This is a genomic window from Candidatus Uabimicrobium helgolandensis (genome assembly GCF_041508025.1).
GTDB lineage: Bacteria > Planctomycetota > Uabimicrobiia > Uabimicrobiales > Uabimicrobiaceae > Uabimicrobium > Uabimicrobium helgolandensis.
In genome coordinates this window covers 5,338,414-5,355,637 of record NZ_CP165719.1, presented here as the reverse complement: position 1 = coordinate 5,355,637, position 17,224 = coordinate 5,338,414, and the positions used below count along the sequence as shown (strand labels likewise).

Annotated in this window: 13 protein-coding genes; 7 read left to right on the top strand and 6 right to left on the bottom strand. The window is 35.0% G+C overall.

The window, feature by feature from the left end; genetic code table 11:
- Window positions 1-3: 3 nt before the first annotated feature.
- Window positions 4-2,796, top strand: a complete 2,793-nt coding sequence (locus UABHE_RS19725; RefSeq protein ID WP_372364973.1) for an ankyrin repeat domain-containing protein — start codon at window positions 4-6, stop codon at window positions 2,794-2,796.
- Window positions 2,797-3,127: 331 nt separating this feature from the next.
- Here UABHE_RS19725 and UABHE_RS19720 read toward each other — a convergent pair whose 3' ends face one another.
- The 3 genes from UABHE_RS19720 to UABHE_RS19710 all read right to left on the bottom strand — a co-directional run bounded on the left by UABHE_RS19720 (window position 3,128) and on the right by UABHE_RS19710 (window position 6,388).
- Entirely contained in the window at window positions 3,128-4,039 is a 912-nt protein-coding gene (locus tag UABHE_RS19720) for an NAD(P)-binding domain-containing protein (RefSeq protein ID WP_372371649.1), read from the bottom strand.
- 155 nt (window positions 4,040-4,194) lie between these two features.
- Window positions 4,195-5,826 (bottom strand): zinc ribbon domain-containing protein, encoded by a 1,632-nt coding sequence (locus UABHE_RS19715; protein WP_372364972.1) that lies wholly within the window; start codon window positions 5,824-5,826, stop codon window positions 4,195-4,197.
- Window positions 5,756-6,388 carry an IS607 family transposase gene (locus UABHE_RS19710; RefSeq protein WP_372364971.1) on the bottom strand — a complete coding sequence of 211 codons (633 nt, stop codon included), beginning with the start codon at window positions 6,386-6,388 and terminating at the stop codon, window positions 5,756-5,758. The genes UABHE_RS19715 and UABHE_RS19710 overlap by 71 nt, the downstream gene beginning before the upstream one ends.
- A gap of 265 nt (window positions 6,389-6,653) precedes the next feature.
- Between UABHE_RS19710 and UABHE_RS19705 the strand changes: the two genes are divergently transcribed.
- The gene (locus UABHE_RS19705) at window positions 6,654-7,781 is read left to right on the top strand and encodes a SidA/IucD/PvdA family monooxygenase (RefSeq protein WP_372364970.1); all 1,128 of its coding nucleotides are present in this window, start codon (window positions 6,654-6,656) and stop codon (window positions 7,779-7,781) included.
- 82 nt (window positions 7,782-7,863) lie between these two features.
- Here the strand turns inward: UABHE_RS19705 and UABHE_RS19700 are convergent, their stop codons facing one another.
- Window positions 7,864-8,796 carry a hypothetical protein gene (locus UABHE_RS19700; protein WP_372364969.1) on the bottom strand — a complete coding sequence of 311 codons (933 nt, stop codon included), beginning with the start codon at window positions 8,794-8,796 and terminating at the stop codon, window positions 7,864-7,866.
- Between the two features lie 533 nt (window positions 8,797-9,329).
- On the opposite strand from UABHE_RS19700, the gene UABHE_RS19695 reads away from it, so the two are divergent.
- Window positions 9,330-9,869, top strand: coding sequence for a gamma-glutamylcyclotransferase (locus UABHE_RS19695; RefSeq protein ID WP_372364967.1), 540 nt, complete (start codon window positions 9,330-9,332; stop codon window positions 9,867-9,869).
- Between the two features lie 68 nt (window positions 9,870-9,937).
- Here the strand turns inward: UABHE_RS19695 and UABHE_RS19690 are convergent, their stop codons facing one another.
- Both UABHE_RS19690 and UABHE_RS19685 read right to left on the bottom strand, forming a co-directional pair.
- Window positions 9,938-10,864 carry a tetratricopeptide repeat protein gene (locus tag UABHE_RS19690; protein WP_372364966.1) on the bottom strand — a complete coding sequence of 309 codons (927 nt, stop codon included), beginning with the start codon at window positions 10,862-10,864 and terminating at the stop codon, window positions 9,938-9,940.
- Between the two features lie 280 nt (window positions 10,865-11,144).
- Window positions 11,145-12,251 carry a hypothetical protein gene (locus tag UABHE_RS19685; protein WP_372364965.1) on the bottom strand — a complete coding sequence of 369 codons (1,107 nt, stop codon included), beginning with the start codon at window positions 12,249-12,251 and terminating at the stop codon, window positions 11,145-11,147.
- A 516-nt stretch (window positions 12,252-12,767) separates the two neighbouring features.
- Here UABHE_RS19685 and UABHE_RS19680 point away from each other — a divergent pair.
- The 4 genes from UABHE_RS19680 to UABHE_RS19665 all read left to right on the top strand — a co-directional run bounded on the left by UABHE_RS19680 (window position 12,768) and on the right by UABHE_RS19665 (window position 17,098).
- Window positions 12,768-13,895 (top strand): HEAT repeat domain-containing protein, encoded by a 1,128-nt coding sequence (locus tag UABHE_RS19680; RefSeq protein WP_372364964.1) that lies wholly within the window; start codon window positions 12,768-12,770, stop codon window positions 13,893-13,895.
- A 21-nt stretch (window positions 13,896-13,916) separates the two neighbouring features.
- Window positions 13,917-15,329, top strand: coding sequence for a DUF2330 domain-containing protein (locus UABHE_RS19675; RefSeq protein ID WP_372364963.1), 1,413 nt, complete (start codon window positions 13,917-13,919; stop codon window positions 15,327-15,329).
- Between the two features lie 398 nt (window positions 15,330-15,727).
- Window positions 15,728-16,231: an ankyrin repeat domain-containing protein gene (locus UABHE_RS19670; RefSeq protein WP_372364962.1), complete on the top strand. Its 504-nt coding sequence runs from the start codon at window positions 15,728-15,730 to the stop codon at window positions 16,229-16,231.
- Window positions 16,232-16,456: 225 nt separating this feature from the next.
- Entirely contained in the window at window positions 16,457-17,098 is a 642-nt protein-coding gene (locus UABHE_RS19665; RefSeq protein WP_372364961.1) for a hypothetical protein, read from the top strand.
- Window positions 17,099-17,224 lie beyond the last annotated feature (126 nt).

Genomic DNA, 17,224 nt, shown 5'->3' with positions numbered 1-17,224 from the left:
AAAATGGACAAGCTACTTTTATTATCAATCACTTTATTTCTATTCTCTATCTCTATAAAAGTCCAAGAATATAAGGAGACAGAGCTTCTACAATTCGTCAAAAAAAGAGACCTTACGGCTGTAAATTCAATCCTTTCGCGTTGCAATACAAAAGCAAAAAATGATTCTCTGTTAGTAGCCGCCCGCATAGGCGATACATACATTGTTAATGCTATATTAAAACATAAGATGGACATCGATACTCAAAATAACTCAGGAGATACAGCCTTAATAATTGCTTCGCAAAATGGCGATTATGAAATAGTTAATATGTTAATTATAGCGAAAGCAAATATAAATATCGCGAATAGGTATAATAAAACAGCTACTTTTTTTGCTGTAAGCAAAGGGCATACAAAGATCGTAAAGGCTCTTATTTCTGCAGGAGCAAAAATTGAAGGTTATTTGTTAGAAGTAGCAGCCAAAACAGGTTCTAAAGAGACAATAAACTGTTTGATAAATGCTGGAGCGGATATTAATGCGACAGGTAAGTTAAGAACTGCTCTGACATCCGCAGCAGAAAAAGGTTTTCATAATATAGTCAATATTTTGATAAATGCTGGGACTGATGTAAATGCAACTCCTAATGATTCTGCTCTTTTTTTAGCGGCCCAAGGCGGTTTTAAAGATATTGTTAAAACTTTGTTAGCCGCAGGAGCTGATGTAAATGCAGTTAACCTTTCTTATAAAGAATCGGCTCTCATGGTAGCTATTAAGAAAAACCGTAAAGAGGTTGTCGAGTCTCTAATTTCTGCAGGTGCCAATGTTAATGCAAAAAATAGCAATCGTGATACACCTCTTCTTCTAGCCTCTCAATACTCTGACCACAAAATAATAAAAACATTAGTAGATAGCGGAGCCGATGTAAACTTTTGTGACAACTACAATCAGACAGCTCTTATGTTTGCAGTTTCAAAAGGTAATATAAGAACTGTTGAATTTTTAATTAAGGCAGGTACCAACCTAGAAATAAAGAATACATATGGGGAAACCGCTATTTCTAAGGCGGCAAGTAGAAAAAATGTTGAAATTATGAAGGCACTAATTGCTGCTAAAGCTGACATTAACAGTAAAGATAAATATGGAAATACCCCTTTTTCTCTTGCTACAAGATATGGGAACAAGAAAATTATAAACACTTTAATTAGCGCTGGTGTCAAAGTAGATCTGTTTTCAGCTTCATTATTAGGTAAAATAAATATAGTAAAAAAATTAATTGCACAAAAAATAGACATCAACACTGTTAATGAGAGTAAAAAAACTGCCTTGATATGTGCCATTGAAAATAATCGTTTAGAGGTTGCACAAGAATTAATCGCAGCTAAGGCCGACCTTGATATAAAAGAAGGCTGTGGGAATACCGCGCTAATGCTGGCAGCAAAAGCTGGACATCTCAACCTTGTTAAGACTCTAATACGAAAAAAAGCAAATCTTAAGCTAACAGACGAAGATGGACGTACTGTTTTAATCATAGCTGTTGAAAATGGACATCGTAAAATTGTAGAAGTTTTAATTCAAGAAGATATAAATGTCAATGCTAAAAGTAAATACTATGCCACAGCTCTAATCTCTGCAATTGTCCATAACCATGTAGAAATAGTTCAGCTTCTAATCGCTGCAAAAGCTGATATTAATTTAAAAGGAAGTCGAAATAAATACTCTCCTTTAACATGGGCATTTAAAGAAAATCGCGAAGAAATTGTAAATATATTACTCTTTTCTGGAGCCGATACCAATACTTTACCATACGATTATGAAGGACGTACTTTGTTAATGTGGTCCGTTATAAATAATTATACCGATTTATTTGAAAAATTAATGTCAAAAGAAGTAGATGTAGATCAACAAGATGCATTTGAAAACACCTTGTTAATGCATTCTCAAAACTTCAGAATGACAAACGCATTAATCTCTTCCGGCGCTAATATTGATGCAAAAAACCAAAATATGGAAACGGCCCTAATTCGTTCAGCAAAATATAGTTATAAAAAGGTAGTAAAAGAATTAATCCTTGCAAACGCAAATGTAAATATTAAAGATCATAATGGAAATTCAGCTCTTAAATGGGCAGCGGCGAATGGTGAAAAAGAAATCTTAGACATACTAATTCAAGCAGGTGCAAAAATTGACAAAGACACTGCTCAATTGCTAAGCGAAAAAAATATGAGTGCTACCGCGTTAAAAACAGAACATGCAAATATCTATCTTTTGCTAATGATAAAAAAAGGTAGTGTCTCTGGAGTAAAAGAAGCTCTTTCTAGGGTAAACCCAAATGTAAAAAATAACGTTGGGAAAAGTGCTTTGATTTTGGCTTGCGAACTTGGGCACCGAAAGATTGTAGAAATGCTAATCGCAGCGAAGGCAAATGTGAACCACACTGATAATGAAGGATATAGTGCTTTATTCGTTGCCGTAGTAAATGGGGATAAAGAAATTACAAACATGCTTATTTCCGCGAAAGCAAATATAAATAGAAGTAGTCCCTACCCTCTTCTAACGCTAGCAGCGATAAATGGCCATAAAGAAATACTGGAAGTATTAATTGCAAATAAAGTAAATATTAACGAAACAGGACCTGCTGGTACAGCATTAATGCTAGCAGTAATGAATAACAGAGCCAATATAGTCAAAACTCTAATTTCGGCAGGAGCAGATGTTAATATTAAAAGTACACAAAAAGTAACTGCTCTTATGAGAGCAAAAGAACAAAAACTCGATAATATCGAAAAAATCCTTTTAGCAGCAGGTGCTCAATAGAAAATTATTATTTGTACTCAAAAATGAGTACAAATAATAATTACATCACCTTGATCTTATTGCGGTACTCAATTAAAATGACCTAGTGATAACCACTCTGTTATTAGGTTTGTCATCATTCCGATGAGTAACAGATGTCGTTAAGCAAGTCGCAAAAAGTTTTTAAGAGCACACAGCTTGCCTTTGAGTGTCATAGTGGTGTTGAGCCTTCGGTTACATAGCCACAGTTATGCGCCTCTCAGGCTGTCCTTGCTCTGACACTCAAATTCTACAATGATTTGAAACGTACTCAAAAACTTTTTGCGACTCACTTAAATATTATTGCCTTATGTTAAAGCACTACGAGTCTGTAACAATGCATGGAAAAGATTTGGGGCATTTTTTTAGCAAATAAGTTATTGTAATTAAATGAGGAAATTCTACAAGCATACCAATAACTAGCACTAAGTGAATTATAGTTTCTTGCGGGAAAAGCACTAAGCTTATTCCTAACATTAAAGGAGCATTTCTTGCAGCTGTAGTCATCGTTAAACTGACTTCTTGTTTTTTTGATAATGTAAATTTTCGCGAGATGATTTTTATTAGATAGTATGTTGCGACAAAAAAGATAAAAATCACGGTAAATATCAAAGGCACAAAATAAAGCTTTTCGGTGTTTTACTTGAGGCCCTACTAAGAATAAATTTTTTGTTTTTGTAGATTCATCATAATGATTTAATACGGGATAACCTTCTTTAAAATCAAATAATTCCTTCACATGAGAAAGACTTACAAATCCTGTACAATTAATTGGTTTATTTTTTGAAGTAAATGTTTTATTTGTAGTTTTTACAACGTATAGGCCCTTATCAAATTCAACTTCTTTTACTCTAGTATTCTTATAATATGTATAACCATTAGCCACTTTCCTTATTCGGTCTCGCGTAAATGGCGAAAGTGAATAACTTGAGTCGCTATTAACTACGTCTAAATAATTAGAACTGTCAATAAGTATTACTTTTTTTTGTGATTTTACTAAATTAATTGTCGTATCAAAACCAGATTCATATGCACCAATTACAATACAATCTTCTCCTTTTATATCTGAGAAAGATGTAATTTCAGAGTAGTGCGTACAGAGATGTTCACCTTTAAAAGACATTTTCTTAGGATATTGATATTCTCCAGCGGCCCATATTACAAACTTACTTTTGTATTCTCCATTATCTGTGTTTATAGTAAAGAAATCTTGTTTTTTTTGTATGTTAGATTGGCTTATAGTTGGTGGAGGCCCTCATGGTACCCATTTAGCAAGCCATTTGCGGTATGGTGGTATCTGTTCCAGTCGTTTGGCTGTCTTAGATCCCCATGCCATACCGTTCCTCTTTAAACTAAAAAATCCAAAGTAGTGGATAACATTCATACGCGAAGGATTCCAAAGATAGTACCTTTAAAAGAATTAAAACTCTTTTGTACGACTTTGGAAGAGAGGGAAACAGAATGTATCCAGCCCTTCAAATAATAAATGTGACCTTTGCAATGGATTGTAGCAAAGGCGTCCTGACGGAACAGTGAATCAGGCAAACGAGTCTTCTTATAGACGACTGTTTTTGTACATTTTTTGAGATTCTTTTTAAAAATGGCTTTCCGAGCAATATTCAAGCACGCGACATAATCACGATCAGCGGAGAATGTGCAATTTGGACAATAAAACCAAGGAAGAGATTTGTGTTGTTTTTTGTGGTTATCAGAAGATAAAAAGTGTTGCCCTTTGTGCGAACATTTTGGGCAAATGGAGCTGGTACCTGCTGGATGAATAGGCTTTTGTAAAGAATAACCACACAGACTGGCTTTATAATCAGTCAGAGTAATAATTTTTTGGCGGACAGTGGTGTTTATTTGATGATTTTTATTACGAGAGTAACCACGAGATTTAAGTGATTTTAGGTTTTCATAATAGATTTTTGAGCAATTGTAGTGTTTGGCAAAAAAGACAATGATGTTCGCGGCTGTGTGTGAGATTTCTTTGTTGATTAATGAAATTTTATTCCATCTTTTGGCAATTTCTCTATTACATTTTTTGAATAACGAATCTTTGTGGAGAAGCTTATCGCGCTTGCTTTTCCAGTGATCAATATCTTTGTAAATTCGTTGTAATTTACTTTGTATCCCACAAAAATTAGCAAAATATGGCTGCGAAAGTTGTTCGCCTTTGTTATTAAAAACACAAAGAGTAAGAAGTTTACGTACTCCCCAATCAATGGTAATAAAATTTTCGCTTTTTTGTTTTTTAGGTTTTTCAACAGTGATTTTAAAGTCAAGAATTGGCAAATAATCACCATGAACACAATCAAAGCGAAGATCAGGAGATGTTATTTGTTTCTCTTCGAGAAAAGAGGGAAGTTTTATATTTGTTTCTAACCAACGCCATTTTATTTGTTTACCACAGCGATCTATCACTTTGAAACTGAGTTTTATTTTGTCTTTATCTTTCGTTAGTTTTATCGCTTGTCCATCATCAGGCGCGTAAGTCAGTATTTTCTTCTTTACTTTCGGCGGTTTCTGTAAAGCGTAAAAATCTTCAGGAATATTTCGATGTTTACGTTTATAATTGATTACTTGCTCTCTGATGTTTTTGACATAATGTGCTTTTTCGAATATTTCGTTTTTAATGAGTAGTTTGTTTGTCCACTTTTTCGGATCATTTGTTTCCTTCATCAGTAAATCAAATACTCGCATGCGATCTCGTACTTGGCGCATCGTTCGCCCAACAATCTCCAGTACTCCACGATTGATCCGACTTGACATTTTACTTTTTTTGTATAACTTTACAAATATCGGCTCTAACACCTTGTATGAATACTTGCTGTTATTTCCATCAAATACACTATACAACTTGTTTTTGTGCGCAAACTCCAAGTACTCATTCGCTTTTTCTTGTACATAAGCCAATGTTTCGCGTAATTTTTCGGCTACTTCCTTATTCTTTATTGGAATCGGGAACGCCAGCACTTGTCCGTTTTTTATTTTGTCTTTTTTTTCTTCGCTCATGCGAACGCCGTCCATAGATTTTTGCGCAATATACCGTTAACACTGACAAAACATCTTCTACAACTACTTCTTCAAATTTTTTCTCTGGTCTTTCATTTAGCACTACTAGTTCTACATTTTTCGCTGTACAAACTTGTTCTAATATTTGTGTTGCAAAGCGCATTAACCTATCTTTATAAGATACCACCACTTGCTTTACATTATCATTTAGTATTAAACTTAGTAACTTTTTTAGACCTCGTTTTTCATAATTTAATCCAGATCCTATTTCTGATATTTCTACTACATTTGATGTTTTGTGTTTTTCACTATAATTCTTTAGCTCTTGTTTTTGCCTCACTAAGTCTTCTTTTTGATCATGCGCACTTACTCTTGAATATAGTATTGTTTTTTTATTTTCGTTTTCAAAACCAAGCTTTTTTTCTATGCCTTCCAGGTTGTATCTTCTATGTCCACCTAATGTCCGTATTGCTTCTAATCTCCCCTGTTTTGTCCAATCGCGAATTGACTGTGTTGTTACACCAAAAAACTCTGCTACTTTCCCAATACTTATCCATGTCATTTTATTTCTTCCTGACACAGTAATTTTATTTGTTTTACACTATTATAACGTATAATAAAACAAAGTTCAAATAAAAAAAGTATGTTTTCCGTAAGTTAGGTTTTCAGCATTACTAAGTACTCCAGTATAAATTTTCGGGTATAAAAATAAAATTTATGATAAAGAATACCGTCTCCACCTATTCTATTACTTTTTCGGATGATATCCGAAAACTTTTGCATGGCTGCTTACTTTAGATTTTTACAAGTTAAATCGTTACTGCAGTGTGCCCTTAGCTCGGTGGAATCACCATACAACAAATACTGGTATGACTCATATGCGTTCCCCTTTAGTACACAATCTTGGCATCGAGCCTTTTGAGCTTGAGAGTTACGTCAAAGAAATCCAGTTCCAAACGGATAAATTTAATGCCGAAGAAGAGGGAGAACTTGATTTTATTCTCCCTTGTGATCGCCCGTCGCTCGGGTTGTTTATGCACCATTCTCAGTCAATTATAGACAAGATAGGGTTAATGTCAAGCTGGCGCCAAGGTTGTGCAAAAGCAATGGAATTAACAAGCAATGGTTACAAAGTAAAAACAGAAAACGGAGTACAGTTTCAGACTAAGAATGTGGTTTTAGCTCTTGGAATAGGAGACCAGCCTAATTGGCCTAAGTGGGCCAAAACTCTTAAGCGGTCTAGTGGCTTTGATAGCGTGCATCATATTTTTGATCCAGATTTTCATCGCAATCAAGTTGATGACGATGACAGTGTTGTGATTATCGGAGCTGGTATTTCTGCTGTACAATTTGCATTAACTCTCTTAGAAACTAACCCAAACCGCCAAATTACTATCGTTTCTCACCACAACCTAAGAGAATCAGATTTCGATAGTGATCCAGGCTGGCTAGGGCCAAAATATTTAGAAGGGTTTCATCTCGAACGAGATTATGCTCAGCGCCGAACGATGATTCAAGAGGCTCGTAACTGCGGCTCCTTAACACCTGAAGTGATGCATAGTTTGCAAATAGCCATACATAATCAAAAAATAGACTGGAAACTGGCTAAAATTGATAATGCCATTTACGATTCTCAATACCAAAAAGTGATACTTAATGCACACTGTAACTCAACCCAAAACATGTTTCTAACACTAGATGCAGATGCTGTAGTACTAGCTACCGGTTTTGAACACAAACGACCTGGCGGATCCTTCATCGATAATACCATTAAAACTCTTGATTTAGAAACAGCCAAGGACGGATTCCCTATTGTAGATGGTTTTTTAAGGTGGCAAAAAGGCTTGTTTGTGATGGGTCCACTCGCAGAACTAGAAGTCGGCACAGCTTCTAGAAATATAAGTGGTGCTCGTATGGCAGCAAGACGAATTATGAAAAGCCCAGAAGCTCAATAGTTTTTTATTTTCCTCTTTCAAAAGCACCACCTAGTTCAGGTAAATATTCAAAACGGATCGAGTTATAAAGAAACTATTACTATTACTTTACAATTTTGCTGTAATCATAAATAGTAATTTTGTTTTTCATCAGTTTAGGCACTATCAACAAATTACTTTCTTTGATAAAACCTAAATCTGCCGTTCCTTCTCCAGGAAGAGACAATAATTTCGTTTTGTGGCCATTTTTTATTTTGTAAATCACATTTTGAGAAAATTCTGAAACTATATAATTGTTATCATTATCGAGCTCTATTCCATCTATCATACCTAATTCTGGTATAAGAATATCCGACTTCTTATCGATAGTGTTAATGCTAATAAAATTCCCTTTTTTGTTGCCACCTCGATATAAATTACCCATACCACCAGCGATTAGATAATCATTTGAAAATAACAAACCGTTGACAACCTCTATATCCGGAGATTTGGCAAATACTTCGACTTTACGAAATTTGATATCTCTCGGATTATCTATTTTATATATATTTCCGGAAAAAACATCAGAGATATAAAGAGTTCCTGTTGTAGAAATTGCTATGTCATTTAGACATTTGGCCCCAACAATGGGAATAGTGATTTTTTTTTCTACTGTTGGAATATGAATTCCTATTACTGAGTCTACAGTAGCTACCCATAAATAATCGCCACTAACGTGTATTCCTTTTGGAGAATTAAGTACTGTTACCCATTTTTCTGCTTCTATCTCAAATGTATTATTTTTATTATAGCGAATTTTTTGAATCCATCCTCCTTTGTATCCTTTTGTTTTTCCGATCTTGTCCGTTGGTCCACCAGCCATATTCGAAACAAAAATAGCCTTATGCTTGAAAGAATAATGACTGCTTTCAGGAGTTTGTAATGCAGTAGATGATTCCCAAATAATCGGTAAACTATTTTGAGATTCGTCTGTAAAAACCTTTGAGATAAATAAAAAAAATAATGTCAAAATAATAATCATTGGAATTTTGTTCATAGTTTTCTTCCCCTTTTTGATCTACCTCTTTAGAGAGGTAAAAGGTTAACATATTCTACCGGATCTTGAATCACAAAAAAGCTAAGCTATCCTCATATTACTGAGATTGCTCAATCAATTTAATTCAATCTGGCGAATTTATCTTTTAGTTGTTTTTCAATAATTACAGCGATAGTTCTCAACTCTTGCAGAGATATCTGGACTTTGTTATTGTAATATTTTTGGATTTTGTATGGTTTTGGTATGTCCTTAATCATGGAAATCATCGTAGATTACACAGTACTTTCACAATTGCTGCCAATAATGGAAAGAGGATGTTTTCATTGTTAAAAAGTAATAAATTCAAATAGAAAACTGTTGTTAGATCTTTCCTTGCGCCCATTTGAACATCTGTTGAATTCGTAGACGGATTTTAATAGGAGCGGTTACTCCAAAAATCCAAACAAATCTCGCTCTTGCTCTTATCCTATGTTAGGATGTATAATGAATAGAAAGAATCAGGATCGCAAATAACTTATTCTTAGGGACGCAAAATGGATAACAATATCTGGGTTTTTGGTTATGGTTCCTTGCTATGGAGGCCTGGGTTTAACTTTATAGACCGTCAAGTCGGTTATATTGAAGGCTGGGTACGTTGTTTTTATCAAGGCTCACCAGATCATCGCGGAATTCCAGGAGCACCTGGACGTGTAGTAACTCTGTTGCCAAAATCACAGTCTAAATGTTGGGGCGTTGCCTATCAAATCTCTGCTGACTCATATCACACGACATTCTCTTATCTTGATCATCGCGAAAAATGTGGCTTTAATCGCTATAAACTAGAATTTCGTAGCCAAGATAATTTGTTGTATAATGTTTATACATATGTAGCTTCTAATGATAATCCAGATTACCTTGGACCAGCTCCTATGCTTGATATGGCAAAACAAATTTATCACTCCAAAGGCCCAAGTGGAACAAATAGTGAATATTTGCTAAAACTTGCTGAGAGCTTGCGCTCTATGGAAGTGGTGGATCAACATGTTTTTGAATTGGAAAAAAATCTGCAAAAAATTCAGCAACAAACAGACTAGGATTTTACTCCCCTCAGACCGTAAAGTAATGTTGTCTGTCGGGATCTTACGAGAACGAAAGCGCAATATTATTTCCCTAGCGATTTCAGAAATTTTTGCGCCTCAATCTTAATTTCGCTATCACCTAGAAAAAGCGCTTTTTTCAAATCTTCTCTTGCTTTATTTTTATTGCCACTATTTATAAATGCTTTCCCTCTTACAAAATACAAATTAGCATCATCTGGCCGGTGTCTCAAAGCTTTGCTATAATCTGCAATCGCTTGGTTATATTTTTTTTTGTTGTAATAGATAAATCCTCTGTTGTAGTAAGCATCGGCATATTCAGGATTGAGCTGTATTGCTTTATCATAATTCATCATTGCTTTATCATATAATCGTTTTTCATAACAAACAAGTCCTCTGCCATTGTAAGCTTCTGCACATTCTGGATTTATACGAATAGCCTCTGTCAAACTTTTGATCGCTTTATCGTATTCTCCTATATGATAACACGCTATTCCTTTGCCTAAATAAATATTGCTATCGACAAGATTAAACTTAATCGCTGTATTATAGTCGCTTATCGCTTTATTATATTCTTTCAAGCTCTCGTAAACATCTCCTCTGGCAAGATAAAATTCTGGGTCGTTAGGATTAAGCTGAATTGCTTTATTGCAATCCTTCATCGCTTTATCATAATCGTTAATTTCATAGTAGGCAAGTGATCTATTATGATAAATAACGTTATCACTTGGGGATATTTTAGCTACCTGATTGTAAAATTTTATCGCTGTGCGATATTCACCCTTGGCGTAGTAAACTATTCCTTTACTGTTGAGAGCTTCAATATCTTCTGGATCAATTGCAATCGCTTTATCATATTCAAATATTGCTTTGTCATACTCTCCTTTCTTCATCCACATATGACCTTGGTCTAAATGTTTTTCAACTTGAAAAGATTCATAAACAAAATAACATATTGCAACTAAGAAAATGATATTAAGCATTTTTTTCATAATCTTTACCTCAAAAAAGTTATTATTTGTAATGGTAGTTCAATATTTTGATCCACAGTTATTTATTATAATACTATAAAATATCTAAACAAGATACAAAGCGTTCTTGAACAAATGATAAGTATTTTTAGGATATAAACATGCAGAATTGTATCAAATTACAATCTTTACAAAATGTAGAAAGCCAAACTACATATTTGGGATGTACTTTTTATCTTAACGAAGAAAAAAAGTACGATATTTCAAGTTCTAAGTATCTCAGGTCAAGGATACAAAGATCTTATTTCTTAAAAACCTTGACGGTGGCTTCTCCTCCACCTTTGGGAATATCAACTTTCACAAGATTGGGAAAGAATTTTTGCATTATCAGACCCAAATAAATTCTTGTTAATCCAGGTAATTTTTCGTTTTGTATGATGTACAAACAGTAGTTTCGTACAAGAGTATGTTGTTCGCAATTGCTTGTTAATGACCAATTTGCTGCGCGAAATGTCGCTTCTTTAATGGCTTTCATTCTATCTTCTTCTGTCTTTTTTGAAGTGGAAAACTTTTCGATTGATCCGGCATAATCTACATACTTAAGAGCCTCTACTAGTTTTTTGATAGGTTTTATTTGACCTGTCGCAAAAAAATCGCACCATAACATATCTAATCCTGAAGGCGTAATTTCCTGGTACGGGTTTGGTAAGACAAAAAGTTTTAGCAGCGGCTTATCCTTTTTCATCAACAGAGATGAAGCTTCTTTCTTTTTTCCCACGAGATAAAGTATAAATGCGGCTTTTATTTTTGTTTGATTATCTGATTTTTTCGCTAAGAGATGTAAATGGTCTACTAAATAAGTATTTTCTTGAAATATCTTGTAAAAAAAATATATCTCTGCAACATTGAGTTGTTGGTGTTGATCAATAAGGTTTGTATATTCTATATAAGCTTTTATGGCTTTATTAGGAGAAGGAGATCCGTAGTATTTAAACATGAAATTTTGATATTCTTTTATATCTTTTGGCTCATTTCCCAATTCCCACTCACGCAAAGTTATCTTCTTCGTTAACACACAGTCTTTCTTTGCTATGTGATCTTGAGCATGGATTTTTATTGTATATTCTCCGACAGGATCGTTTTCTTTAAAAGCTATTTTTATCAAACTGCGCGACATCAAAAGAGTGTTTTTGATTGCGACTTTTTCTTTGTAACCTAAGATATTCTTTTTAGCTGAATGAATATTCTTATCAGGCGAGACGAGTTGCATTTCAAAAGAAATATTTGCACTATCCTCTTTATCTGTGGCAAAATCACGAAAAAGTATCACTAGGCTAAATATTTGATGTCTTGTGACGAAATCAACCTGAGAAATAGAAGGAACTTGGCCAACGGAACTTTGCGCCACGCATCTATTTTTTCATCGACAAGAGAAGGAATCAACAATCCTGAAAATACACGTTCTTGTTGTGCTAGAAGAGAAAGTGTTAAGAAAAAATATATTACAAATCTTTTATAACCTACAACCATTTTCGAAATCCTTACAAAATAAAGTGTTCCAAGAAAAACGTTTTTCTGTAACCCTATTTGTATTCAACTTCCAGTGAAGCTAGACTTATCCTGCTAATAAATGAATCAAACCTTAAAAGTTTGACTTTATTTGTAGTTTTTTTCTGAGCCTGTCATCGATCTTGACGTAAGAAGTATCCACTTATAACAAGTGTTTTCCATTGTTGTGAAAACCAACCATTTCTTTGTATAATCACTAAACTAATTTTAATCATACCATTAAGATGTAATAATTCGTTTTATTTTTACATTTTCTTTCAAATATTAGATCATATTGGTCTATGATTAGTTAACCAAGCTGAGATTAAATATCCTAATTGTAAAATAAAAGCATTTTTAGTTGAGGAGGTTATTATTGTTTTCTTCATATAAAAGAATAGGTAGAGAATTTCTACGCGTGCTGCTACAAGTCGCATCTATAATTATTTGTTTTGGTACTCTTATAGTCAATGGTTATTCGGGAGGTGAAGATCATGTATATGGCATAATTCAAAAGTTGGATAATCCTAAATATACCAAAGTCGCCATCCGACGTTTAGTAAAATTAAAACAAAAAGCTATCCCGTATTTACTCAGAGAAGCTAAACACGGGCATAATATCGTACGACGTGGTTGGGCAATCTTTTGCTTATCTAAGATCGGTGGTGATCGTGTTGACGCACATTTACAAAAAATACACCAAAATAATAATCAACCTCCGTTGGTACGTACTTGGGCTATTTCTGCACGTATTCAGAATATGCAATTGTTATCAGAGCTCATGAAAATGTCACAATATCTTACACAGTTTCCTGTAATAAACCATCCAATGGGCAAACGCCTTCTTATTTTGTTGGATCGAGACAAAAAACTTTCTGCACAAACACTAATTAACATAGCACTGCATATTCCCAAATTGCAACCTGTTCTCACAAAAACAATTATACAACTAAACCCACAAAATGTAATACTCGTAATGACCTCGCATAAAAATCAGGAGATGCGGCGTTTGGCTGCAGGATACCTAGCCACTATGGCGCAAAATAATAATGAAATCTCTACAAGAGTAGCAAATTTTTTCCAATTTGATGTCACAGCAAAAGATGTCCCGTGGGCAAACGGTCCACTATTTCTCCCTCGTTTACATTGGGATCGCGTTTCAGGACAAGCACTCGTGGAAAACTTAATATCGTGGTTATTATGGTGCGAACGTATGGGTAAAATGGCTGAACAACAGCAAATCCATAACAACATTCGTAGCCAACCGTTAGCCAATGCCGTAGGTTATCCGAGTTGGATAACGGGAGAAGTCAAAATAGATCATTGGCTGTTATTGTGGGGAAAAGTGGTAGGGAAAAATGAGCTACTGCGTTTACTAAAACAGCAAGGCGCTGACAAAGAAAAACTCTATATCCTAAACAAATCACCACAACAACCTCTCAAACCTCATAGTTATGATTTGGAAGATTATTTTGACAGCAACGATTCAGACGAGGACTGGTAAACAAAAAACCAAGGAGAACAAATGAAACATTTATTTATTGCCTTAGCCCTCACTTCTGCGATATTGTGGAGTGATCCATGTGGAATGGTACCACCTATAAATGCAGGATCAAAAGCAACGATTACGCGAATTGGACTACAAAAAACCTACATTTTTTACAAGAATGGAGTAGAAACAATTGTCATTCGTCCGGGGTTTTCTGGTAAAGTAGATCAATTCGGTATGTTAATTCCTTTTCCAAAACCTCCTGCACTACGTAAGGTTCCCGATGATATTTTTGCCCATATAGAAGCGGCGATTGATCCCCCAGAGGTCTTCGCCAGTCTTTATGATGACGATGCAGACGGGTGGGGAGATGAAGCAGGAGATGATTTCGGTGAAGTACCACTACAATACAATACGATAAAAGTACTCAGAGAAGAAGCTATAGGTATGTACGAAGTTGTGGTACTTGCTGCTGGAAGTACCAGGGCGTTAAATAACTGGATGGACACCCATGGGTACAAATATCCCAAAGGGATGGATAAGGCGTGCAATGATTATATCAAAATGCGTTGGTGCTTTGTCGCAGTGAAAACACGAGTGGGACAACAAAAAGGAGTTGCTGCACGTCCAGGTATGCGCGACATTGATGCCAAACTTCCTGTAGACACTACTTTTGATGGAAATGTACAGGGAATGGGTTTTCGATTTTTCTACCATAAACCCATTGTTCCGATGCGCTTATCTACCTTTAATAAAGGTAGTTTACGTAATATAGTCTACATACTTACCAAAATTCCATGTCGTATTAATTCTATTCCCAAGAAATATGTAGTTAAACAAGTTTCTGGAGAAGAGTTATATCGCAATTTGACACAACTACTACCACTACGTGTTTTAGGAGAAGTACACGATATTACCGAAGATCATTGGAAAAATTTAATAGAACAACGTGATCCCAAACCACACAACGCCATAGCTGGTGAACTTTTTGCTACAGATCTTCTCGCAGCAAAAACCAAGAAACTCTCTCATAGCCACGAAGAAAAAGAAAAAAAGCTTCTTAATATCGGTGAAGCCTTCGATTTACGCGGCCCAGATCTCGATGCATTGAATGCCACCGCGCTGCAAAAAGAACGATCCTCCATCATTGCACAAACACTTTCTGACCTAAAATACATGACAATGACCGTTGTCGATGGTGACTTTCCACGAGAAATTATCGCCAATGAGAATTTGACATTTTCCAAATACACAATGACAACAAACGACAACATGTACTATAATACCCGTTTCCATAAAAAGCGAAAAGTTTATTCGCGTCAAGGCAAAATATACCGAGGAGCACAACGTCCGATAAAAAAATCAGCAGTTGCGTCGTGGTTATTTTTAGCACTATTCGCTGTTGTGGTTTTATTACAAAAAACATTGCGATTTTCATCTCAAAGTTAAGTGAGTCGCAAAAAGTTTTTGAGCACGTTTCAAGTCAGCGTAGAATTTGAGTGTCAGAGCAAGGAAAGCCTGAGAGGCACATAGCTGTAGCTATGTAACCGAAGGCTCAACGCCGCTATGATACTCAAAGGCAAGCTGCGTGCTCTTAAAAACTTTTTGCGACTTGCTTAAATTATTTTTTGCACTCAATTTTATAGTTTTTTTAGCCATTCAGTTAAATTAAGGCTTCTAGTCTCTTACTCGTTTTATTTATTGTTTTATCTGTGGAGTTCAACGTGCAGGATAGTTGTTTTTTTCTCAATCGCTTAGCACATTAAACAAACTGAATAAACTATGATAGGTAATATTCGCGCCAAAATATTAGATTAAAATGCATTAATTTTTTTAAGGAGAGAGTAGTGAGTGAGTCAAAAAGTAACATTAAACTAAAACTAGTTGGATTATTAGTATTGATAGCAACAGGGATTACGGTTTATTTTACCTTCGAACCTAAACCTGAAGAATCTTGGGAGAAAGCTATTGAGCGTGGAAATCACGAAAATGTTTCTTACTTAATAAAAAAATATCCTAGATTGCTGAATCATAAAATAGACGGATATTCTCCTCTAATCATATCAGCAAGAGAAGGGGACACAAAAGTTGTTAGTATTTTGTTAAACGCTGGTGCCGCCCCTGAAAAACTAGTTGGAGGTATTACAGCACTTCACATGGCTTGTTGGACATATAGAGTTGAAGTAGTTCGTCTCCTTCTTAAAAGAGGAGTAAATCCTCAAGTCAAGGATATAGACAAAAATACCCCTCTAAAATTTATGCAAGGAAACTACCAATTACTCCTAGAAAGGCTAAAAAAAGATCACAAACTAGCCTTTGAAGAAATAACGAAGCTCCTTAAAGGTAGCTAACACAAGAGATACGAACTGAGTTAATATGCATGGATCGATGTTTCGACTTACAGCAGGTGGTAGAATAGCAAACAATATCAACCACAGTAAATTTTCAAGCGTATTTTATCCAAGATTCCAGAAGCTAAAATCGAAGACAGAAAGAAAAATCGAAATGGATTATGTGGAAAGCTTGGGGATTGGTGCTTGAAAAAAACATGGATTAATACCTTAAGGATAGTGAATTTGAGAGATCAACTTACAGATCGCGAATATAATTTTTTGTGTGCATGTAAACATGTTGTTGATTATCAGCAGGAAGTGTTTCCTTTAATTGCAGCTGATTTAAAAAACACAATAAATGTCGGTTACTACGAATGGATGTCTTTATACCCAGGAGTAGGTTTTAATTTTGACGGTATTATTACATGGCAGGAGGAGGAATGGCGATATTGGTTCCACAGTTCTGAATGTTCTGTGGAAAACATCAAAGATGGCCGACATATTCGCATTGATTTTGGCCCCAAAGGAAGGTTGGATACTTTTTGTCAATGGGGAGTTTTATTATATGTTGTTTGCAGCAGAGCTCCTTGGCCAAATTTTGCCGAACTTTGTCATTTTTTAATGCCAAATTCTCCGCCTTATCATATAAGTGATGCTTATGGCGCGAAGAAATTTGACTATTTTGATAAGTTTGCTCATTTAGACTTGATTGTTTATCCTGATCTGCCGCTATATAACTTGCAACAGAAATATTTTTATCGAAGCGAAGCAGGTCATTTTATACAGAGTTATCCAAATGATGGACCTGATTCATTGCGATTTGATTTTGAAGTTTGCAATAGATATATTCTTACCCAAAAGGCTTTAGAAATTATTGATCAGTGAAAAAAAATATCCAAACGCGGCATACTGTACGAAATTCTATCAGATAATCGAACCGATAAATTTTTGTTAACAAAAGTTAACAAATGCAAGCTACAGAGAATGCAGCCAGGGTTTATCTCCCAATGC